The organism is Glycocaulis alkaliphilus (assembly GCF_004000605.1).
In the GTDB taxonomy this organism is placed as follows: domain Bacteria; phylum Pseudomonadota; class Alphaproteobacteria; order Caulobacterales; family Maricaulaceae; genus Glycocaulis; species Glycocaulis alkaliphilus.
The window spans coordinates 2,165,038-2,186,310 of the sequence record NZ_CP018911.1 but is presented as its reverse complement, the minus strand read 5'-3'; the positions used below and the strand labels follow the sequence as shown (position 1 = coordinate 2,186,310).

Annotated in this window: 23 protein-coding genes; 13 read left to right on the top strand and 10 right to left on the bottom strand. The window is 65.5% G+C overall.

The window, feature by feature from the left end; translation table 11 throughout:
* Positions 1 to 3 precede the first annotated feature (3 nt).
* A complete protein-coding gene (locus X907_RS10385; RefSeq protein ID WP_127567722.1) occupies positions 4 to 1,272 on the bottom strand; it encodes an MFS transporter in 1,269 nt (422 codons plus the stop codon).
* A 139-nt stretch (positions 1,273 to 1,411) separates the two neighbouring features.
* Between X907_RS10385 and X907_RS10380 the strand changes: the two genes are divergently transcribed.
* From X907_RS10380 to X907_RS10370, 3 genes are all read left to right on the top strand, one after another.
* The gene (locus X907_RS10380) at positions 1,412 to 2,485 is read left to right on the top strand and encodes a DUF2336 domain-containing protein (RefSeq protein WP_127567720.1); all 1,074 of its coding nucleotides are present in this window, start codon (positions 1,412 to 1,414) and stop codon (positions 2,483 to 2,485) included.
* A gap of 242 nt (positions 2,486 to 2,727) precedes the next feature.
* Positions 2,728 to 3,147 carry a helix-turn-helix domain-containing protein gene (locus X907_RS10375; protein ID WP_233352309.1) on the top strand — a complete coding sequence of 140 codons (420 nt, stop codon included), beginning with the start codon at positions 2,728 to 2,730 and terminating at the stop codon, positions 3,145 to 3,147.
* Complete coding sequence (locus X907_RS10370) at positions 3,144 to 3,920, top strand: DUF6456 domain-containing protein (protein ID WP_127567718.1); 777 nt, start codon at positions 3,144 to 3,146, stop codon at positions 3,918 to 3,920. Before X907_RS10375 ends, X907_RS10370 begins: the two co-directional genes overlap by 4 nt.
* Here the strand turns inward: X907_RS10370 and X907_RS10365 are convergent.
* From X907_RS10365 to X907_RS10355, 3 genes are all read right to left on the bottom strand, one after another.
* The gene (locus X907_RS10365; protein WP_127567716.1) at positions 3,917 to 4,333 is read right to left on the bottom strand and encodes a SufE family protein; all 417 of its coding nucleotides are present in this window, start codon (positions 4,331 to 4,333) and stop codon (positions 3,917 to 3,919) included. The genes X907_RS10370 and X907_RS10365 overlap by 4 nt on opposite strands.
* Positions 4,334 to 4,380: 47 nt before the next feature.
* Entirely contained in the window at positions 4,381 to 4,725 is a 345-nt protein-coding gene (locus tag X907_RS10360) for a hypothetical protein (protein ID WP_127567714.1), read from the bottom strand.
* A 154-nt stretch (positions 4,726 to 4,879) separates the two neighbouring features.
* On the bottom strand, positions 4,880 to 5,878 hold the full coding sequence (locus X907_RS10355) for a hypothetical protein (RefSeq protein ID WP_127567712.1): 999 nt from the start codon (positions 5,876 to 5,878) through the stop codon (positions 4,880 to 4,882).
* Between the two features lie 172 nt (positions 5,879 to 6,050).
* On the opposite strand from X907_RS10355, the gene X907_RS10350 reads away from it, so the two are divergent.
* Complete coding sequence (locus tag X907_RS10350; protein ID WP_170175527.1) at positions 6,051 to 7,760, top strand: sensor histidine kinase; 1,710 nt, start codon at positions 6,051 to 6,053, stop codon at positions 7,758 to 7,760.
* 5 nt (positions 7,761 to 7,765) lie between these two features.
* Here X907_RS10350 and X907_RS10345 read toward each other — a convergent pair whose 3' ends face one another.
* Positions 7,766 to 8,656, bottom strand: a complete 891-nt coding sequence (locus tag X907_RS10345) for a hypothetical protein (RefSeq protein WP_127567708.1) — start codon at positions 8,654 to 8,656, stop codon at positions 7,766 to 7,768.
* 11 nt (positions 8,657 to 8,667) lie between these two features.
* A complete protein-coding gene (locus X907_RS10340; RefSeq protein WP_127567706.1) occupies positions 8,668 to 10,305 on the bottom strand; it encodes a hypothetical protein in 1,638 nt (545 codons plus the stop codon).
* Positions 10,306 to 10,364: 59 nt separating this feature from the next.
* On the opposite strand from X907_RS10340, the gene X907_RS10335 reads away from it, so the two are divergent.
* The 7 genes from X907_RS10335 to X907_RS14785 all read left to right on the top strand — a co-directional run bounded on the left by X907_RS10335 (position 10,365) and on the right by X907_RS14785 (position 14,861).
* The gene (locus X907_RS10335) at positions 10,365 to 10,700 is read left to right on the top strand and encodes a DUF1491 family protein (RefSeq protein WP_127567704.1); all 336 of its coding nucleotides are present in this window, start codon (positions 10,365 to 10,367) and stop codon (positions 10,698 to 10,700) included.
* A 184-nt stretch (positions 10,701 to 10,884) separates the two neighbouring features.
* Positions 10,885 to 11,292 carry a hypothetical protein gene (locus X907_RS10330; protein WP_127567702.1) on the top strand — a complete coding sequence of 136 codons (408 nt, stop codon included), beginning with the start codon at positions 10,885 to 10,887 and terminating at the stop codon, positions 11,290 to 11,292.
* Positions 11,293 to 11,344: 52 nt separating this feature from the next.
* The gene (locus X907_RS10325) at positions 11,345 to 12,949 is read left to right on the top strand and encodes a peptide chain release factor 3 (RefSeq protein ID WP_127567700.1); all 1,605 of its coding nucleotides are present in this window, start codon (positions 11,345 to 11,347) and stop codon (positions 12,947 to 12,949) included.
* Entirely contained in the window at positions 12,949 to 14,163 is a 1,215-nt protein-coding gene (locus X907_RS10320; RefSeq protein WP_127567698.1) for a mechanosensitive ion channel family protein, read from the top strand. Before X907_RS10325 ends, X907_RS10320 begins: the two co-directional genes overlap by 1 nt.
* The gene (locus tag X907_RS14450) at positions 14,160 to 14,309 is read left to right on the top strand and encodes a hypothetical protein (protein WP_170175526.1); all 150 of its coding nucleotides are present in this window, start codon (positions 14,160 to 14,162) and stop codon (positions 14,307 to 14,309) included. The genes X907_RS10320 and X907_RS14450 overlap by 4 nt, the downstream gene beginning before the upstream one ends.
* Positions 14,310 to 14,402: 93 nt before the next feature.
* Entirely contained in the window at positions 14,403 to 14,660 is a 258-nt protein-coding gene (locus X907_RS10315; protein ID WP_127567696.1) for a DUF1902 domain-containing protein, read from the top strand.
* Positions 14,661 to 14,666: 6 nt separating this feature from the next.
* Positions 14,667 to 14,861 (top strand): type II toxin-antitoxin system HicA family toxin, encoded by a 195-nt coding sequence (locus tag X907_RS14785; protein ID WP_127567694.1) that lies wholly within the window; start codon positions 14,667 to 14,669, stop codon positions 14,859 to 14,861.
* Here X907_RS14785 and X907_RS10305 read toward each other — a convergent pair.
* Together X907_RS10305 and X907_RS10300 are read right to left on the bottom strand one after the other, a co-directional pair.
* Positions 14,858 to 15,943, bottom strand: coding sequence for a DUF2336 domain-containing protein (locus tag X907_RS10305; protein ID WP_127567692.1), 1,086 nt, complete (start codon positions 15,941 to 15,943; stop codon positions 14,858 to 14,860). The genes X907_RS14785 and X907_RS10305 overlap by 4 nt on opposite strands.
* A 113-nt stretch (positions 15,944 to 16,056) precedes the next feature.
* Complete coding sequence (locus tag X907_RS10300; protein ID WP_127567690.1) at positions 16,057 to 16,470, bottom strand: PAN/Apple domain-containing protein; 414 nt, start codon at positions 16,468 to 16,470, stop codon at positions 16,057 to 16,059.
* Between the two features lie 268 nt (positions 16,471 to 16,738).
* Between X907_RS10300 and X907_RS10295 the strand changes: the two genes are divergently transcribed.
* Complete coding sequence (locus X907_RS10295) at positions 16,739 to 17,599, top strand: ion transporter (protein ID WP_127567688.1); 861 nt, start codon at positions 16,739 to 16,741, stop codon at positions 17,597 to 17,599.
* A gap of 19 nt (positions 17,600 to 17,618) precedes the next feature.
* Here X907_RS10295 and X907_RS10290 read toward each other — a convergent pair whose 3' ends face one another.
* Positions 17,619 to 18,242, bottom strand: a complete 624-nt coding sequence (locus X907_RS10290; protein ID WP_127567686.1) for an FMN-dependent NADH-azoreductase — start codon at positions 18,240 to 18,242, stop codon at positions 17,619 to 17,621.
* Positions 18,243 to 18,337: 95 nt separating this feature from the next.
* On the opposite strand from X907_RS10290, the gene X907_RS10285 reads away from it, so the two are divergent.
* The gene (locus X907_RS10285; protein WP_127567684.1) at positions 18,338 to 19,258 is read left to right on the top strand and encodes a LysR substrate-binding domain-containing protein; all 921 of its coding nucleotides are present in this window, start codon (positions 18,338 to 18,340) and stop codon (positions 19,256 to 19,258) included.
* On the opposite strand, the gene X907_RS10280 is transcribed toward X907_RS10285, so the two are convergent.
* On the bottom strand, positions 19,251 to 21,173 hold the full coding sequence (locus X907_RS10280; protein WP_233352308.1) for a transglycosylase domain-containing protein: 1,923 nt from the start codon (positions 21,171 to 21,173) through the stop codon (positions 19,251 to 19,253). The two genes, X907_RS10285 and X907_RS10280, sit on opposite strands and share 8 nt — an antisense overlap.
* Between the last annotated feature and the right edge of the window lie 100 nt (positions 21,174 to 21,273).

Below are 21,273 nucleotides of genomic sequence, written 5' to 3'. Positions count from 1 at the left end.
CGCCTATGACGGATCGGCGCGTCTGACAGACAAGATGGGCGTTGTCAGCACGATGACAATGAGAACGGCCAGGATGCCGGCAGCCGGGATCAGCGCCGCATCACGCGGCCCCATCCACTCAACGACATAGCCCATGATGACGGCGCCGGCCGGCATGCCGCCAAAAAGGCCCAGCTGGTAGACGCTCATCACCCGCGCGATCTGGCGCTTGGGCGCGTTTTCCTGCACCAGCGCGCGCGATAGCGACATCGCCACGCCGCCCGCCAGACCCCAGACGAAGATGGTCAGGAACAGGGCGGGCAGGGGCAGAGGCAGGGCAATGCAGCCAAGCGCGAATGCGGCGGCTGTCTGCACCACCATCAGTGTCCTGCCCGGACGCTCGATCAGCGGCATGCGCGCCAGGATGATGTTGGAAAACAGCGCGCCGACCCAGAATGTGACCATCAGACCCGCCAGCACGTCATAGCCGGCCAGATAGATGTCGCGCACCAGTACGGGGATGATGACAAAGAAGCCGCCGCCGACCACCAGCGCGCCCACCGCGATCATGATGAGCGTCATCGGCCAGATGACGGGTGAGCTGATGACCGTGCGCAGTCCGGTTACAAGGGCGGTCAGCACGGGCTCGGTGTGTTCGCGCGGGCGTGGCAGGCGCGGCATCGACATGGCCATTGCGCCGCCTGCCACCAGTATGAGGGCCTGTACGGCGAACAGCGGCGCCGGGCCGACATAGCTGGCCAGAAAGCCCGCGCCCATGCCGGTGATCTGGGCGCCGAACTGCACGAGGGACGCAAACACGATGGCCCGCTGCAGGCTGAGCGGGTTGCCCAGGCGCTGGGTGACGCGTGTCACGCCATTGATCGCGGAATCGCGCGCGGGCATCACAAACGCGCCCGCCGATCCGACCACGAGCGCATAGACCACCAGCGCCTCATAGCTGAGCAGGCCGGCAAACATCAGGGCGGCCATGATGCCCGCCGAGACGCCTGCCACACCGTGAAAGACCAGAAGCAGGGTGCGCCGGTCTGCGCGCTCGGCGAGCACGCCGGTCAGCGGCAGGAGGAACAGCATGGGCGCTGTAAGGGCGGCCTGTGCGATGCCAAGGCGCGCAGGGCTTTCGGCGAGGGTGAAATTGATAACGCCCGGAAACAGGGTGGTCTGCAAGCCGAAGCTGGCAAACCAGGCCGCCACCACGGCCATATAGGCCCAGAACGGATCAGGTCTGAAGCGCCGCCGGGAGGGCTGCCGGGATACGGTCGGTCTGTCATTCATGGCGAATCTGCACAGATCCTTGCAGCGGGCCGGAGAAGACCAGTTACGCCGATTGAACAGGCTTTGCCACGTTTCCTTAACGCGCTGAAGGCAAGCTTTGCAGCGACAAGCCTTTCGTGCGTCAGGGAGCCAAGCCGCAATGGACCGAGCCGATCCAGCAATTGCGCCCAGCGTGACGGCCCGTTCGCGGCTGACGCGGCGGCTGGCCGACATTGTCTGCCTGCCCTCCAGCCAGGTCAGCCCGCAGGAGCGCTGGGTGGTTGCTGACGTGCTGGACGAGATCATGCGCCATGCCGCGCCGGAATTGCGCATGCGCATTGCCCGGCGGCTGGCAGAGCAGGCAGAGGCCCCGCCGGGCCTCCTGCGCCGTCTGGCGCTGGACACCTATGAGGTGGCCGAGCCGATCCTGCAATCAGCGCGCGCCCTGACCGATTTCGATCTGATGGAGATTGCGGCCAAGGGCGAAACCCGCCACCGGATGGCCATTGCCCGGCGTGAGCATGTGAGCGAAGTGGTATCGGCGGCGCTGGTGGCCTCCGGGAGCACGTCAGAGATACTGGCGCTGCTGGCCAATCCCGGCGCGAAGCTTGCCAGCCAGACGGTGGACCGCCTGCTGCAGATGGCCGCTGACGAGCTGGCCCTGACCCACGGCCTCATCAAGCGCGCTGAGATGCGCCCGGCACAGGCCATGGCCCTGTTCTGGGAATGCGGGCATGGCGAGCGGCGGGCCCTGCTGGAACGCTTCGCCGTGGGCCGCGCGATATTGCAGGACGCCGCCGAGGACGTGTTCCCGCTGGCGGCTAGCGAAACACCGCGCGACGAGCTGATCGGCCGTGCCCTGAACTATATCGAGCGCCGCCAGCGCAATCGTGCCGCTGCGGAAAACTCGCCCTTCGGATCGCTGGAAGGGGCCATTGAAGAAGCGGCCCGGACGGGTCTTTCTCCGGAACTGGTCGACGAAATGGCGCGGCTGGCGAACATCCAGCGCTCGCTGCTGGAGCGGATGCTGGCGGATTTCGGCGGTGAGCCGCTGGCGGTCCTCACCAAGGCGACCGGCCTGTCACGCGGGCATCTGATGTCGCTATTGCAAACGGCAGGGCGCGGTGATCCCGCGCCCGAACAGGCGCGCTATGTGTTCGACACGCTCTCGGTCGACAAGGCGCAGACCGTGCTGCGCTACTGGAACTGGTCGCTGACGCGCCCGGTGGCCTAGGCCAGCCTCCCTTATCCCCGCTCATGTTCCCCGTCCGCATCGCCTGTGGCGAAGCGGGCCGCTCCGCGCAAAAGCTCATTCATCAGTGATTTCAACGGTCTGCCGGGGTGTCACCCCGGTTTGTCTCCGAGAGGTTTCGTGAGGGGGAGAGGGGTTTTGCGTTTCAGATAGGAATATTATCCTCACTTTCGGCTTATGGGCCTATTATGCCCGGCATGGCGTTGAAGCAGGGAGTTGAGGACATGGAAAACATGCATGCGCGCGGCGGTCAGGGCAGGAGAACGCAAGACCGGGTCAGGCTAGACCGGGCGCGGGCCCAGCTGGCCCGCCAGGCCGCCGCGTTCAGCCTGGGCGTGCCGGTGGAGGCGGTGCAGGCTACGGGCCGCGGTACGGCCGAGGCTGCGCAGGCGCGTCAGGTTGCGATGTATCTGGCGCATGTGGCGTTCGAGATGTCGCTGGCGCGCGTCGCGCTCGCCTTTGGCCGGGATCGCAGCACGGTCGCCCATGCCTGCCACAAGATCGAGGACATGCGCGATGATGCCGGGTTTGATGCACGGCTGGATGATCTTGAAACCTCGCTGCGGGCCATGCCATCGCCCGCTCTTCCGGCAGCAGCTCCGCTGAACGCAGACGGACGCCACCGCGCGGAGCTGTGCTGGTGAGCGCGCCCTCCTGGCTGATCCGGCTGGCGCGCCCTGGAAGACGCATCGCGGCTTTGCCCGGCGGGCGCGGCTATGGCGTGTTTGCCGGTGCTGACCGCCGCCGCCGTCCGCTGGCGGTGCTCAGTGCGCGCGAGCTGTCTGCGGGCGTCAGCGACGGCACGCTGGAGGCCGGCGAGGGCGGAACGTGCTGGACCGTGACGGAGGCAGGGCTTGCAAGGCTGAAACGCGAAGAGGTGCCGGGCAGCAACGATGAGGGCCGGTTTGCCGCCCAGCACCGCAGGCTCGAACCGCGCGCCGTCATGCAGGCCGATGGCCGCGTGGTAGCGGCGCTGGCCAATGGCGATGCGTCGCCCGTTGCCCGCTACGCCGTTGCGCGTCCGGGGCGTGCGGCCTTGCTGGAGCGCGTCCATGTGACAGCGGCAGACCGGCTGCGGGCTGACTATGATGCCTCGACGCTGCGCTCGCGCGTGACGTCTGACTGGTCAGGTGTGCCACGATCCGGTCCGCGCGGCGGTCATGACCCCGCTGGCGCGCCTGCGCGGGCGCTGGATGCCCGCGAACGGGTGATGGCGGCGCTGGCAGCGGCAGGGCCGGGGCTGGACAGGCTGCTCATCAATATCGTCATCCGGGAGACGGGCATGGAGCGGGCGGTGCGGGATCTTGACTGGCCGGACAAGGCGGGCGGCACGGCCTTGCATCTCGCGCTGGAGCGTCTGGCCATCCATTACGGGCTGAAGCGGGCCGCGAGGGCCGCTGATCCATTTGCGGGCTAGGCCTCTGCGGCCCAGGCGCGGATGCGCGCCACCATGGAGGCAAGGCCGTTGGAGCGTTGCGGGGAGAGATGCTCTCCCAGTCCGATGCGGGCCAGCACTTCGCGCGCATCAATAGCGGCCACTTCGGCCGGCGGGCGCCCGGCGTAAAGGCGGATGAGAAGCGCCACCAGACCCTTGACGATATGGGCGTCGGAATCCCCGCGAATGAGGAGCCGGCCTTCGCCATCCTTGCCGAGAACCAGCCAGACCTGGCTGACGCAGCCCTGCACCTTGTTGGTATCGCTGTGTTCTTGCGCGCTTAAAGGCTCCAGCGCCCGGCCCATCTCGATGAGATAGCGGTAGCGTTCTTCCCAGTCGCCCAGGAAGTCGAACTCGTCCACGAGGGATTCAATGACAGTGTCGCCGGTCTGCATGCGCCTGACCTAGGCGCACCGGCAGTCAAGGGCAAGACGCGGGTGTGCTAGCGCGTCTGCGCGGCGGGTTTTGCAGAGCTGGTCTCGCGCGCCGATTCAATCATCGCGTCGGCCTGTGACAGGGCCATCGAGCCGACATAGCCGCCGAAACCCGTGACATGGTCCCAGATCTCGCACAGCTCGCCATACTCGGCGCAAATGCCCGTTTCGTGCGCACGGGTCTGTGCTGGCTGGGCCGTTTCGCTGTGCAGGGATTGGGCCGCACGCGCAGCCGGTTCGGCCAGCATGCGTTCCATGTCGCTGGCAAACAGGCCGCCAGCCGCAGTGAAGCCCGGCGGCACGAATGCCGCCACGACTGCGATCCAGAATACAGCGCGCAATATGAACATCATCGGCTTGTGCCTCAGACCTGCTTCGACGGGGACTTACTGACCCTTACGATGAAAGCTAGGCGAGCGTTCCGGCCATTTCCAGCAAAAGCAGTGCTCGGGGTAAATGCCCTGTTAACGCCAGTTGGTAATGGTTTTCAGAGCATTAACACTGCCGCTACTCGGCCACTGGCGCGCGCGTTGTCGTCAGGCAGACAGCCACTTCCTGAAGCGCGTGTTCAGCGATGCAAAAAGCGTCTTCATACTTGAAGTGACCAGCGGCGACGCACTGGGCGAGGTTCAGCCGCGCCGAGACGATGCAGCGGCCCACGGCCGGATCGGCCAGCAGCGCATCCATCGCCCGCATGTCGCCGGACTCGATGGACTGAAGCGCCGCCACCGCAAGGATGCGGCCCACGCGGCGCTCATCGGGCTGAAGCTGGGTCTCACCCACGGTCAGCGCCAGACCGGGTACCGGGGCTTCCGGGCGGGGCGCATTGGCCGATGCGCCAAACAGGTCAGAGGCGGCGCCGAGACGGCGGCCATTACCATTTTCCGCCATGCGGAACGGCGTCTGCAGGCGGACCGAGCCGCTTTCGATCTGCTCCAGCCGGGTGCGGCGGTCTTGAGCGCGCGTGCGCGCCCAGGTCTGGCTCTGCAGATCGTAGGCCGCCTCGCGGTAGCGGTCGGCCACGATGTTCATCGTGCGTGTATCGGTGGTCAGCGCGCCGACCACATTGTCAGAGGCGGTGTCAGCGCCCATGAAGCCGGTCACAAAAACCGGATCGTTCATGAGGCTGGCGGCCGTTATGCCGGAACCGTAATAGTCAGCGATGGCGCGCACCGAGTCGATAAATTCGGGATGCTGCGCGGCGACGAGGGCGGCATAGGCGATCTGCGCGTCCACAAGCCGGTCATCGGTGTAATAGGCGGCCAGCGAGTCCATTGTCTCGTCGAGCGCCATGACAGAGGTCAATTCGCGGGCGCCCGCCTCGCTGACATCCGAGTGATACGCGGCATAGGTGTCGGCATGAAGGCGCAGGGCCGAGGTCTGGGGCGCGGATTCCAGCACGAGAACCGGATTCGGGACTGCGCTTTCATCAGCGTTTTCAGCAACTTCCTGAACGCCAGTATGCAGCAGGGACACAGAAAGAATGGCCAGCAGAGGTGTGATCATGGCCGGTAACGCTCCAGACAGCTTGAGTGGATCTACTTTGCCGTGAAATTTGCCGTTGTCCAAGGGCGCACGCAGCGATCACAGGCGTTAAGCGGGATTCAATAATTGTTAACGCCGCAGGCAGAGCTTGCGGTCATCAACGATGTTAGTGAGTCGGAATCTCAAGGGCCGCATGATCACCCTGGCAACAAGGCTTGGCAGATGGATAGCCCGTACCCGGGCCCGCTGGATTCATGCGCTCTGGGCAGCGCTCTGGCTGTGCGCCGCAGTGTCGGCGCTGATGCTGGGTTCGCCCCTTGAAACCGCCGCCCTGCTGGCTGCCACGGCCCTTCCCGGACTGGTGGGCCTGCGTCTGGCGCGCGCGGACGGCTGGAGCGATGCCGCACGTGCCTTCATCGTCATCAGCTGGGTGGTGCCGGTGCTGGCGCTGGCCGCGCTTCCTGGCGGGCCGGCTTGGCTGACGCCGTTTGCGGCGCTGGCCGGTGGTGCAGCGCTGGCGGCCAGCCGGCAATATGGCGGCGCGCTGGTCAGCCTGCTGGTCAATTCCGCCTCCCTGTTCATCATGTTCTATGCCGGTGTGGTGCAGCCCGCTGCCTCGGGCCTGCCTTTCCCGCTTGAGCTGGGTTTGGCCGCCTATCTGGGGCTTGGCGTGCTGGTGGCCCTGGCTGGCCTGCTGCCCGCACTCACCCGGCTGGACCGGCAAAATGCCGGGGTGCAGCCGCTGGCAGACGGGTTTGTGCATGCGCCGTCCGCCCTGATCGTGTGCGATGCGGACGGGCGGATGCAAGCCGCGTCGCTTGCGGCGCGTTCCCTCATGCCCGGCCTGCCGCGCGATGTGGCGGGCCTGCCGGTGTCGCACCTTGCCTATGAAGACGAGGGGCGCGACATGCTGGAGCACCAGCTGCACAAGGCGAGCGGGTCCATCGTCACACAGATGCGCGGCGATAATGGCCGCCCGGTAACGCTGGAGGCGCGCGCGCACCGGGCCGGAGAGGGCTTTGTCGTCGCCCTGTCGGTGCCGCAGCGTGAGGACAAGATTCTGGACCGGCTGGCGCGCGAGCGCGACGAGGCCGTTGCCGCCAGCAAGGCCAAGTCAGAGTTCCTGGCGGCGATCAGCCATGAGCTGCGTACGCCGCTCAATGCCATTATCGGCTTTTCAGACCTGATGAAGCAGCGCCTGTTCGGCCCGATGCCGGCGCGCTATGCCGAATATGCCGACCTCATCCATGAAAGCGGCGTGCATCTGCTCGATCTGATCGGTGATGTTCTCGATATGTCGAAGATCGAGGCGGACCGCTACGAGCTGCTGCGCGAGACGTTCGATGCGGGCGAGGTCGTCGAGACGTGCGTGCGGATGATGCGCCTGCGCGCCGAGGACAAGAATATCCGCCTGAGCTGCGATCTGCGCGAAAGCGAACTCACGGTTCACGCCGACCGCAAGGCGCTGCGCCAGATCGTGCTCAACCTGTTGTCCAATGCCATCAAGTTCACGCCCGATGGCGGGGCTGTCGTCGTGATGCTGCGCGCCAGCGGAGCCGAGCTGGTGCTGGCGGTCGGTGATAGCGGGCCGGGCATGAGCGAGGCCGAGGTCAGCCGGCTGGGCCATGCCTATGCACAGGCCGCAAACGCGCACCAGAGCGATGAACGCGGCTCAGGGCTGGGCCTGGCGCTGGTGCATGCGCTGGCAGGTCTGCATGGCGGAACGATGAGCCTGCAGAGCCGGCTGGGTGAGGGCACCACGGTCACGGTTTCGCTTCCCGTGGTGTCTGCCAGCGATGACGGCATTCTCAAGAGCGACCCGGAAACGCCCGCCGTCCACGAACAGATCCGCCTGGCACAGGCGGCTGGTGAGGCCATCGTCCAGCAGGCCGCTGCCAGCTGATCGGCCTATTCCAAGGGTGATGGGTTGGCGGCCAGCGCGTAATTGCGGGCCTGACGCAGGGCGCCGATCTCTATCCAGATACGGCCCATCCGCGCGCCAGAGGCATCGTAGAGGTCCACGCGGGCGGCCTCGGCCGCTTCCAGCGCCATCATCTGCTCCAGCGTATCACCGGGAAAGGTGAAGCTCGCCGTTACGCCGTCACCATCGGGGGCGAAGCGCCCGCCATCCCGCAGGACACCGCTGGACCAGATACGGCGCTGGCCAGAGGACAGGGCCCCCAGACCGGCCAGCGGTTCGCCGCCCGGCGGCTGGCGGCGCCCGCCGGATGTGAAATCGACAGGGCGCGGTGCCAGTTGCACATCACGCAGGACCAGCACGGCGCTGGCCGGCTGGCGCGGGGCGCGCAAGGACAGCAGGACCAACGCATCCTCACCGATGATGACGGAGCCGAAGCGCGCGGAGATGCCGCCATGGACGGCCTCCTGGGCGAGCGCCCAGTGGCTGTGTTCGTCTTGCGCCGCGCGGGCTGTCCAGACGCGCCTCTGGCCCTCAAAGCTGCGCTCGCCGCCCATCAGCCAGCCGCTTAATGCCTGCCGGTAGCGCAAGACGGTCTGCTGGGCCGCAGACGCGCTGCAGTCGGGGCTGGCCCAGCGGCGGCGAATCCGCTCCGAGCCGGATGACCAGGTGGCTGATGACATGCCGCCGGCTTCGGCCTGGTGGCGGACGCTGGCAATCTCCCGGTCGAGAATGGCGCGCTCTGCGGGAGGCAGCATGGCGCACGCCTCGTCAATGGCGGCGACCTCAACCAGCCGTGCCAGACGCGCAGCGGTTTCGGCACGCGCATCATCGCCCGAAGCGGTCAGTGCAAGGCTGGAGGCAAGAACGAGACCTATCATGAGCGCGTGTATTACACGCTCCGGGTTGATCTCCGGTTTACGGCATTGCCCGCGAACAGCAAAAGCACAGCCAGCGCGAAGGCGATCAGGGCGAGCAGCCTGTCATGGCGGCGGAACAGCTCGACCATTTGTTCGCCAAGGGCGTGATCGCTGCGCGCGGTCGGGCCGAAGGCGGTGACTGACCCGGCATCCCACAGGACGGCGCGGCCCTGCAGTTCACGCCAGAGATCGGAATGGGCCAGCCGGCGGGCGGCGCGCGAGAAGTCTGCGCCTTCAGGCGCGGTCAGCAGCACGATCGTGCGCCCGCCTGCATCGCGGTAAAGCGCGGCAACGCCGGTAACGGCTCCGGCGACAGGGCTGCCTTCATCGGCGAAGGCGGTGGACCCGTAGGAGCGGCGCTCGCGCGGCACGCGCCGGTTCGCCGCCTGGGTGGCTGCGCGCACTTCGGCGGGCGCCGCGCTGACGAGGCGCGGATCAATCGCGCCAATCGGTCCCATCAGGAACAGGTCATGGTCGGCGGGCGCCAGACTGGCATCACTGCCATACCAGGCGTAGAGCCAGGCTGACCCGGAAACGAGTGAGGCGCGCGAGAGCAGGCTGAGGGCGCCGAGCCGTTCGGCAGTGCTGTTTCCGGCCAGAATGATCGCGGCCCGCCCGCCATTTTCCCGTGCGAAGGGAATGCCGGATTCGGCCAGCGCCTGCAGATTGTCCAGCCGCGACGGGGTGCCGGACGAGGCATGGGAAAGGCGCGGCGCTGACAGCGCATCGGCCGGAGTCATCCGTGTCTGTGTCCCGGCAAAGCTGCGCGCGGCAAACAGGCGCGCCGCTGCGGCGACCGTCGTGGTCTCCGCGCCCGCCAGGCGGATGGTGTAGGGGTCTGCAAGGGCGATGGAGGCGTTGGGAGACAGCGGGTCTGTGGCAGCGCGTACAACGATTTCCGCTGCCTCCGGGCGCTCGACCAGAACCGGCGCCTGCCCCATGCGCAGGGCGAGCCCTTGCGCGATCAGAGCCTCCACGGCCAGCTGCTCGCGCCCTGATCCATTGGCCTGGATGAACACGCGGCGCGGCGCAGCGAAGTGTGCCGCCATCGCTCTTTCCAGCGTTTCCAGTGTCTCATGCCCGGCTGATGGCAGGGCCGTCACCCGCAGGCGGCTCGCGCGCATATCAATGCGCCACCCGTCAGCATCACCGGCATCAAAGCGGATCACCAGCATGTTGTCGCCAGCCCGAAGGCTGTCCGAATAGAGCGAGAAGCGCGCCTCGAAACTGTCCGCGCGCGGGGTGAGTGATATGGTGCGCGAACCGGCCAGCAGGGCCTCAAGACGGCCGCCGGACCGCGCGGAGGCGGGCCGCGCCGAGAGGACAAGCTCCACGCTTTCGGGAACGGAGCCGGGCGCCAGGGTGAAGGGGATGCGCAGTTCGCGGGTGTTCCGGTCTAGGCGGTAGGCTGGCTGGCTGTCTGCGGTCAGACTGGCGAGCGTGCGTTCCTCGGAGCGGGCGATACGGCCGGGCGCGGGAGCGGTAGTGGATGTGGCGCTGGCCTCGGCGTCCGGAATCGCCGCAGCAGACGGATTGACCATACAGGTCATGGCCACCGCCATCGCTGCGGCCATACACATGACACCCCACCAACGTGCCTGTATCGTCATGAAACGCTCCCCTCGATTTACACATTATTAAGCAATTGTCCGGCCAGCAAGGGAGAATCATGCCTGAGCTCAGCACATGGATCTGGGTGGATGCCCTGCGGTGGCGTGCGGAGCGTGAGGGCGCGTCCTTCTACGCGCTGCACAAGGGCGATGCTGATGCCGGCGTGGTGCTGGTAAAGCTGGTCGGCGCAGACCGGCTGGCACGCCTGTTTGTGCCGGTACGCGACATGGAGGGTGAGCGCGTCTGGTCGCAGCCTCTGGGCGCCCTGCCCATGGAGGAGGCCCGTGCCGATTCCTATATCGCCCGCCGCCGTGAGGATGATCCGGATATATGGGCGGTCGAAATCATTGATCGCGAAGGGCGTCATTTCCTTATGGAACGGGTTGAGGAGTAGCCGTTAACTATTCGGTAACACTGCTTATTTCTCAACGCGCCGGTGACGCAGTTTTAACGCGGATAAGTCAGACTGAAGCCATCGAGGATTTTTCACACGGTTTGCCGGCCCGGGGGCAGGCGCTGCACACGACAGCGCAGCCGGGTGGCGCGGGCATACCGTATCGGTAGTGGGGTCAGGTAGCGTGCTGTTCCTGTTCAATGATGTCGTGTTTTCTCTGGGAGATCCTGAACGCGCCGCGCTGACGGCAGTCAGTCCCGTGCCCGAGCATGAGCTGCGCGCCATGACGCTCGGCAAGGCGGTCAGGCTGGTCCGCGAGGCGATTTACGAAGATCCGCTGCTGGCGCGCAATGCGCCGGAAAAGGCGCGCTTTCTGGCGGCCCTGATCGGCTGGAAGAGCGATGAGGCGAACGCCTTGCTCGCCGTCAGGCCGAACACGGCACGTGGCCCGGAGGACGTTCAGGTGCGCGTTGCCTCTGTCGGCCTGATGGTCCTGACACAGCTGAAAGGCTTGCAGGAAATGGACATGCTCAGCGCCCGCGCGGCCAATGATGCGGTGTGGCTGCACGCCCCGCCGCGCTTGCGCGCGTGATGAGCGATTGCTAGGTCCGGGCGCGAAACTGTTTCGTTAGCCAGGACCGGCCATGACCTCCCCCACAAGCGTGTCGCCCGAATGGGCGCGGCGGCGTACCTTTGCCATCATCTCCCACCCGGACGCCGGTAAAACCACGCTGACCGAGAACATCCTCCTCAGCGCGGGTGCAATCCGTCTGGCCGGGCAGGTCAAGGCGCGGGGGGAGAACCGGCGTACCCAGTCTGACTGGATGAAGATCGAGCGCGAGCGCGGGATTTCGGTCTCCGCCTCGGTGATGACCTATGAGTATGGCGGGCTATTGTTCAACCTGCTCGATACGCCGGGCCACGAAGACTTCTCTGAAGACACCTACCGCACCCTCACGGCCGCCGACAGCGCGATCATGGTGCTGGACGCGGCCAAGGGCGTGGAGCCGCGCACGCTGAAGCTGGTCGAGGTGTGCCGCCTGCGTGACATTCCCATCCTCACCTTCATCAACAAGATGGATCGTGAGGCGATGGATCCGTCCGAATTGCTTGATGACATCCAGGACAAGCTGGCACTGGACGCTGCGCCCATGCAGTGGCCGTCCGGTTCGGGCAACCGGTTCAAGGGTGTGGCCGATCTGGAGCGTGACGAGTTTGTCGTCTATCGCCGCCCGTCTGCCGATGACGCCGACCCGGTCAGGAGCCAGCGCGTGTCCCTGTCAGGCAACGAGATCAGCTCGATCCTGAGCGAAGCCGAGCTGGCCGAGCTGCGCGAGGGCGCCGAACTGGCGCGCGAGGTCTGCCCCGCCTTCAACCCGCAGAGCTATCGCGAAGGGCACATGACGCCGGTCTATTTCGGCTCGGCCCTGCGCCAGTTCGGCGTGTTCGAGCTGCTCGAAGCCCTCAAACAGGTGGCGCCGGGGCCTGAAGCCCAGCCGGCGACCGGCGGCCCGGCACCGGAGCTGACGCCCGACGGCAAGGAAGTGGCCGGCTTCGTGTTCAAGGTGCAGGCCAATATGGACCCGAACCATCGCGACCGCGTGGCCTTCATGCGTCTGTGCTCCGGCACGTTCAAGCGCGGCATGAAGCTGAAAACCGATAGCGGCAAGCTGCTCACCGTTTCCAGCCCGATCATGTTCTTTGCCCAGGACCGGGAGCTGGCCGACGAGGCCTTTGCCGGTGACGTGATCGGTGTGCCCAACCATGGCGCTTTGCGTGTGGGCGATACGCTGTCGGAAAGTGGCAAATGGCGCGTGGCGGGCATCCCCAATTTCGCGCCGGAGCTGCTGCGCCGCGCCCGGCTGAAGGATCCGTTGAAAGCCAAGCACCTGAAAAAAGCGCTGGAAAGCCTGGCTGAAGAGGGCGTCACCCAGCTTTTCCGTCTGCAGGTGGGCGGCGATTTCGTGGTCGGCGCGGTCGGTGCGCTGCAGATCGACGTGATGGCAGAGCGGGTAGCGGCTGAATACAATCTGGACGTCACTTTCGAGCCAAGCCCTTACGAGACCGCGCGCTGGATCACGGGTGAGCGCGACAAGCTGGAAGCGCTGATCGACCGGCATAAAACGGCGATAGCCGAGGACATTGATGGCGCGCTGGTCTTCATGGCCAAGAACGCCTGGGAGGTGTCCTACATTCAGGAGAAATGGCCCGATATAGAGTTCCACCGGGCCAAGGAGCGCCGCGCTTAATGGAAACGATGAACGATTTGTGGGCCATTGTGGTCGATGTCTGGACCACGAGCTTTCTGGGCCTGAATGTCGGCCAGGCGCTGGTTGGCCTGCTGGTGGTCGCGCTGGCGTTTGCCGTGCGGGGACTTGTCGGCTGGGCCATCACGAAATTCCTGCTGGCCCATGCCCAGAAAACCACCACCCAGATGGACGAGAAGGTGGTGCGGGCGCTTTCCGGGCCGATCCGCATGATTCCGATCATTATCGGTGTCTATATCGCCGTGCTCATCGTCGGCCTCGATCAGCCTGACGGAGAGGGGCCGGGCCTCAACCTGGTGCGCACGCTGATCGTGATCGCGATCTTCTGGGCGCTGCACAATGTGGTGACGCCGATCTCCTATCTCTTGCGGCCGCTGCAGCGCGCGCTGGGCCCTGTGCTGGTGGACTGGCTGGCCAAGACACTGCGCATACTGTTCGTGGTGGTCGGTGCCGGCGCGGTGCTGCAGCTCTGGGGCATTCCGGTGGCGCCGATTGTGGCCGGCCTTGGCCTGTTTGGCGTGGCCGTCGGTCTTGGCGCGCAGGATCTGTTCAAGAACCTCATTTCCGGCCTGCTGGTGCTGACCGAGAAGCGCTTCCTGCCGGGTGAGTGGATTCTGGTCGACGGCGTCGTTGAAGGTACGGTCGAACAGATCAATTTCCGCTCTACGCTGGTACGCCGCTTTGACCGTTCGCCGGTCTATGTGCCCAATTCCTTCCTGTCGGACAGGGCGGTGACGAACTTCTCGCGCATGACCCATCGGCGCATACGCTGGATGGTGGGCGTGGAATACAAGACCACCAAGGAGCAGCTTCAGTATATCCGCGACAAGACGCTGGAATGGCTGGATAATCATCCGGGCTTTGCCAAGCCGCCGGAGGTTGCGACCTTCATGCGGGTGGACAGTTTCGGCCCGTCCTCCATCGACTATCTGCTCTACTGCTTCACGCACACGACAAACTGGGGCGAATGGCTGGCGCTCAAGGAAGAGTTGGCGCTGGCCCTGAAAGACATTGTGGAAGGGGCCGGGACCGCTTTCGCCTTCCCGTCCACCAGCGTCTATATGGATGACGGGGTGGAGGTGTTTGTGCCGCCCAAGGTCAGCGCACATGGGCGCAAGACTGACCCGGACGCCAACCCGGATGCGAAGGCAGCCCCTGAAACGCTCACGCGCGGAGAGGAAGGCGATAGCGATTGAGTCCGAAAAAGGGACGCACGCCAAAGCCCAACCCGGTCGCGCGCGGCCTGGCCCGCCGCTCGCGAAAAGCCGGCGCCATGCCGGCGAAAAAGGGCAGGGGCACGATCTACAAGCGCCACCCAAAGCACAGGGATGGTGAGGAGTAGGGTGCGCGCAGGCCAATTCGCGGTAGGTTGAGGATACAAACCCTGCTAAAGTACGGCGCAAAGCCGTGGAGTGCTGTCCCGGAGGGAAAGCCAATGCAGAAGACCTTTTATGTCAAGGCGCTATGGGATGAGGAAGCCAAAGTCTTCGTCTGCGAAAGCGATATAGAAGGGCTGCATATAGAGGCTGAAACGCTCGACGAGTTCGAGCGGCTGATCCATGAGCACGCCCGTGAGCTGGCGCTGCAAAACCACATTCTCAACCAGACCGGTGCGGCCAATCTGACGCTCGCCGATCTCATTCCGGGCATTGTTTGGCAGCGGCCTTCGGAAGCCGAGCCGCTTTGCGCGTGAAGCGGGATGGGGCAGGGCTATTACCGCGATGTCATCACTGAGCTGAAACGTGCCGGGTTTCGTCAGATAGCGGCCGGCAAGGGTAGCCATGAGAAGTGGGAGTCACCCCAAGGCAAATGGGTGCTGGTCCCGCGAAACACGAAAAGCCGTCATACAGCCAATGCGATTTTGAAATCGGCTGGACTTGGCGCGAAGTTCTAGGCCGCCTGCATGTCCTTGCGCATGCGCCAGAAGCGCATGGCGCGTTCGGCGTCTTCCTTCGACAGGCTGGTGTAGAGCGCGCCAAGCACCTGTGCGTCAGCAGAAAGATTGGTGCTGGTCTGCCCGCGCAATATGGCCAGCGTGACGAACAGGGCCTTGTCAAAGCCGGCCGCCTTGCAGACCAGAGCCAGCCCGTCAGGGCTGCGATGGTCGAGCGCGCGCTGTGCGGCCGAGTAATCGACATCAGCAAGCTCGGACAGCGCCACACAGCATTTCACCCGCTCACCCTCACGCAGCAGGCGCACCAGCAATGAGCCGTCCAGCTCCTTGCGCATGCGCCGTGTGGTGACGAATTTGCGGGCGTCGGCAATGGCCTTGTCACTGGCGATGCGCGCTTCCAGCCGGGCATGCGAAGCGGCAAGGGCGGCTTCGGCAATGGCCGGGTCCAGCGTTTCGAAACGCTTCATGATCCGGTCGCGCAGAGAGGTTTCCACCACGCTCATCAGATCGCCCAGAAGGTCGGCGGGCGTGTCGGCCCGGTTGACGATGGGCGCCTGCAGAACGGGGCTGGTCTCCGCGCGGCGGGTAACGGTCTCGAAGGCGCCGCGCGACAGGCGTGCGCCATCATTGGCGACCAGGCGCGCCAGCGTTTCATCATCGCCATTGGCGACGATGGCGTCGCTGAGGCGTTCGGGCACCGCCTCACGCGTGGCCATGGCCCGGCGATGCTCCTCGCCGGCCTCGGTGGCGATGGCGATCAGGTCGTCTTCGGTCAGCACGCCGGACTGGGCGAGAATGGGCGCGGCCACCTCGATGGCGTCGCGGGCCAGCTGCATGACGAGGCCGCGCGGGGCCATTGGCGCATCGGCAAAGCGGCGCGCCAGCTCTGCGCGGGCATCCTGCGCGGTCTGGGCGGCTAGCGTGGACAGCACCGCGTCAAACTGCTGGTGCGCGCCGGTGCCGTTTTTTGGCGTGTCTTCAAAGAACAGGTCGGTGACTTCACGCAGAAGCGCGCGGCGGCGCTCGGACGATTTCTCGCGCGCCAGTCCGGTCAGATGGTGAAGCTTGCTCTCAATATCCATGAATTCCCACCACCCCTGAATACGGTTCTCGCTGCAGGTTAGGGGCTGAGGGTAAACGCCCGGTTCCCGCGGCGTTCTTTGCCGTCCTGCGAACGGTTAATCGCCGGTCAGGCTTAACGTTCAGGAAATAGCTGGCTTTGGGCGCTTTCAGGCACCGGGCTGATGGCGGCAGGCGGGGCTGACAGCCCGCCGTCCAGCGCCTCGCGCTCGCGCGCGCTCGGAGGCCTTTCACTGGAGCGCTCAATGCGCGCCGCAAGCGAAGGCGAGAGGCCCGTCACCGCGCCGGGAAAGGGACGCGGAGTGAGCGGGGCTGCATGCAGCGTACAGCGGTTCTGATACGCATTATGCGTCCAGGCCTGACAGGCTTCGTGATACCCGCACGCCGAGGCGCAGGCCTGCCAGCTCAGCGCGGGCGCGCCCTCAAGGCGCACCAGCACTGCGCCGCGCCTTTCCTCGCCATGCAGGATCGCGCCCGCTGGCAATCCATGGGGCAGGGACAGGCTGGCGATGAGGAGCGCGAGGATCATGACGCTGATTTGGCGCACAAGCGATGAAGGAAGGGTTTCTGTGGTGTTTTGCGAAACCCCGCCGGCGGCCAACGGCCGCCGCAAGCGCGACTGCGCGCCCGCGACTTTTCGCGGAACATCGCAACGCGGATGCGTTGCGGAACTAAAAAAATGCTGGGTTCCGGCTTTCGCCGGAATGACGAGGGATCATAGAACACCACCCCCATTGCACACGCCCCCCGCTAAAGGCTAACCAGACAGCCTGCCAAGCATGAAGGGAGCGCGCGCGATGGATGGCGAAAAGGCCGGTCTGCAATCACGGCTGGAGAGCTTTGTCGAGAGCGCATTGTTCCGTAACGGCATTACCGCGCTGATCCTCGTCAACGCGGTGCTGCTGGGGCTGGAAACCTATGCCCTGCCGCCCGATGTGGCCGGGGCGTTCCTGATTGCCGACAAGGTGATCGTCTACATCTTCGCTGCGGAGATCCTGCTCAAGCTGTTTGTCTATCGTGTCAGCTTCTTCCGTTCGGGCTGGAACTGGTTTGACCTGATCGTGGTGACGATCTCGCTCATCCCGGCGGCGGGGCCGTTTGCGGTGCTGCGGGCGCTGCGCGTCCTGCGCCTGTTCCGCCTGTTCTCGGTCGTGCCGGAAATGCGCCGCGTTGTCATGGCGCTGGCCAAGGCGATCCCCGGCATGGGCTCGATCATGATGGTGCTGGGCCTGATCTTCTATGTCGGCGCGGTGATGAGCTCGAAGCTCTTTTCCGGCACGCATCCTGAGTTTTTCGGTGATCTGGGGGCGGCGGCCTTCACCCTGTTTCAGGTGATGACGCTGGAGAGCTGGTCGATGGGCGTGGCGCGGCCGGTCATCTCCGAGCATCCGCTGGCCTGGGCCTTTTTCGTGCCCTTCATCATCCTGACCAGCTTTGCCGTCCTGAATATGTTCATCGCGGTCATCGTGGACTCGCTGCAGGCGAAACATTTCGACGAGGAAACTGATCGCCAGAACAAGGCGACCGACGAGCGCTCTTTGCTGCGGGAGGAGGTGACGGCCCTGCGCGGCGAGATCGCCGAGCTGAAAACGCTGATGCTTTCCGGGCAGGCAAAGCCCGCCCGGAAAGCGCCCGGCGAGGATGAGGATAGGCCCTAGGGAGCGCCGGGTAAGCGGTTTACGCGGCCTTGCGGCCGATCAGTTTCACAATATCGCTGGCTGCGGCATGCAAGCCGGCGTCACGCGCGTCCTCGCCCATGGCAAGACCCTCGGCCCGCACGATGCGCACATCCGTGATGCCGAAAAAGCCCAGCATGGTCTTCAGATAGGCTTCCTGATGGTCCATGGCGGCTTCGGCCGCGCTGCCCGCCAGCTTGCCGCCGCGCGAGGAGACGACATAGACCGTCTTGCCGCCAGCCAGACCGATCGGGCCTGTCTCGGTGTAGCGGAAGGTCTTGCCGGGAACGGCCAGCCGGTCGAGCCAGGCTTTCAGCTGGGTCGGGACCGAGAAATTGTACATGGGTGCGCCCATCACCACGATGCCGGCGGCGAGAAACTCCTCGACCAGCGTATCGTTATAGACGCGCTCGGCGCGCTGGGCGTCGTTCAGCCCGGCTATGTCACCGCGCACGGCCTGCAGCACGGACCCGTCCATATGGGCGGGCGGGGCGGCGGCCAGATCGCGGTAAACAATGCCCAGATCCGGATTGGTGTCCGCGAGCGCAGCCACGAGGTCAGCGCCAATCTGGCGGGAAGCCGATGCTTCGCCCAGGATTGAAGAGTCGATGTGAAGAAGTGTCATGTCAGCCTCCGTCCAGCCGGACGATCCGGCGTTTGCAGAAACCTATTCATGGAACGGCGTTGCCAGTAGGCGCTATAAATGTCACTGTGCGTTCCATGAGTGGAACAATAAACCTGCCCGACCTGAACGAGCTCTACCTGTTCGCGCAAGTGGTGGAGCATGGCGGGTTTGCCGCTGCGGGCCGGGCCATTGCGGTGCCGAAATCGCGCCTCAGCCGCAAGGTCGCGCAGCTGGAGGAGCGCCTCGGCGTCACGCTGATCCACCGCTCCACGCGGCAGTTTGCGGTGACAGAGGCCGGTCAGCTCTTCTACCGGCATTGCGCGGCGATGATCGCACAGGCACAGGCGGCAGAAGACGCGATGGCCGCGACCCGCTCCGAGCCGCAAGGCACGATCCGGGTCAGCTGCCCGGTTCTGATCGTGGAGAAGGTGCTGGCCCCGCTGATCGCCAATTTCATGGCGCGCTATCCCAAGGTGCAGGTGCGCCTGGAATCCACCAATCGCCGGGTCGATGTGATTGAGGAAGGCTTTGACATGGCGATCCGGGTGCGCCCGCCTCCTCTGGAGGATTCCGGGCTGATCCTGCGCCAGCTGGCCACGCATCGCGGCGCGCTGGTGGCCAGCCCTGATCTGGCCGCGCGGCTCGGCATTCCGGCCACGCCCGAAGATATTGGCCGTTTTGACACGCTGAGCATGACCAGCCGGTCGGGCGAGCACGTGATTGCCCTGACGGCACCGGACGGCGCGGTCCATCGTGTGCGCCACACGCCGCGCCTTGTGACCGACGATATGGAGGCTTTGCGTCAGGCGGCGCTGGCAGGCATCGGGCTGGCGGCGTTGCCGCGCCTGCTTGTGCATGATGACATCGAGGCCGGGCGGCTGACCGCGCTACTGCCCGATTACGAGCTGCCGGGCGGGCTGGCGCATGTGGTGTTTCCCTCGCGCAGAGGGCTGATCCCGGCAGTGCGCCTGTTCATGGATGAACTGCCCGGCGCGTTCCGGGACAGCCTCAATTAAGCCGTCCACCAGAGAGCACGCGGTCGAAATCGGCTGACAGCCCTGAATAGAAGGCGACGAGGCGCTCCTCGCGCTCGGAACGCACGCGCGGGGCAGGGGCGGCGAGGGGCTGTGCCCGTTCCCCTTCATGGGCGGCGACCATGATCTCGCGCCATATGTCAGCGGGCAGGCCACCGCCGGTTACGTTTGCCATCGCGCTATCGTCATCATTGCCGGTCCAGACGGCGGCGGCGTATTGCGCGCTATAGCCGACAAACCAGGCATCGCGGCTGTTCTGGCTGGTGCCGGTCTTGCCCGCCACGCGGTGGCCGGGGACGGCGGCGCGCCGCCCTGTCCCGTCCAGCACCACGGCCTGCAGCATGGTGGACATGGCCCGGGCATGGCCGCGCGCGATCACCTGCTGGGTGCGGGTTTCCTCCGGGCGCTCATAGAGCACATCGCCGCGCGTGGTGCGGATGGTGGTGACGAAATACGGGTCGAGCCGGCGTCCATCATTGGCGATCACGAGATAGCTTGCCGCCATGTCGATCACGCGGACCTCGCTGGAGCCGAGCGAGAGCGAGGGCACTTCGTTGAGCGGCGTGGAGATGCCCATGCGACGCGCCATTTCGGCCACTTCGGAAATCCCCACCAGCATGCCCACCTGCGCGGCGATCGTGTTGACCGAGCGTTTGAGCGCATCTTCCATCGTCATCTGGCCGCGATTGCCGCCGCCGAAATTGACCGGCGACCAGTTGTCATAGGTAACGGGCGTATCGTTGAAGACGCTGGAGGGCGAGTAATCGGCCTCCAGTGCAGCCAGATAGACAAAGGGCTTGAAGGCAGAGCCCGGCTGGCGGCGGGCCTGTATCGCCCGGTTGAACTGGCTGGACACATAATCGCGCCCGCCCACCATGGCGCGCACCGCGCCATCATCCGCCAGCACCACCGCGGCCGCTTCGCCCGCGCGCACGCCCGGCCCGTCGCGCTCCAGCCGGTTGGTGACAACCTCCTGCGCGGCGTTCTGCAGGCGCGTGTCCAGTGTTGTTTCGATGACAAGATCGGGCACGTCATTGTCCGGGCCGAGCAGGCGCTGGGCTTCGGTGACGGCATAGTCAAACAGATGGCCGTATTGCAGCGCGCCGCCGGGGCGAAAAGCGCTCTCTACCGGTTCGGCCTGCGTGGCGTTGGCGACGATGAAATCCATCGGGGAGAGGAAGCCCGCATCGCGCATGGCGATGAGTACATTGGTGGCGCGCGCCTGGGCTTCGGCGAGATTATCTGTCGGGGCAAGGCGCGAGGGCGCAGCGGGGAGCGCGGCCAGAAGCGCGGCCTCCTGCACGGTCAGCTCACTGGCGGGCTTGTTGAAATAGCGCCGCGCAGCCGCCTCGATGCCATAGGCCTGCTCGCCGAAATAGATGCGGTTGAGATAAAGCTCGAGAATCTCTTCCTTGGTCAGCACCCGCTCCAGCGCCATGGCCAGGCGCATTTCCTGGATCTTCCTGCGGATTGTGCGTTCGGGCGTCAGGATGAGGTTCTTCACCAGCTGCATGGTGATGGTGGAGCCGCCCTGAACCGTACGCCCGGCACGGACATTGGCCAGCATGGCGCGCACCGTGCCGCGCCAGTCCACCCCGTCATGTTCAAAATAGCGCCGGTCCTCGATGGACAGGAATGCCTGCGCCACGTGCGGCGGCAGATCATCGAGCCGTGCCGGCATGCCGTAGAGCGGACCGCGAATGGCCAGCACCGCGCCGTCAGAATCCAGCAGGGTGACGGTCGACTCCATGCGCACGCGCCACAGATCCTCTGCGCTTTCCGGCACGGGCGGCAGATCGTGGAACGCCCACTCCCATGCGGCATGCGCCACGATGGCACCGGCGGCCAGAAACAGCGAGGCGATGCCCGCCATCACCATCAGCTTGCGGGCGCGCAAGGTTTCGCCAAACGCGGCAAGGCGCTCCTTGAAGGTCGTCGGCTGGTCGGCGCGGAAAGTAATGATCAGCCTCCATCGGGCGGGCGCTGGGGAAGGTGTG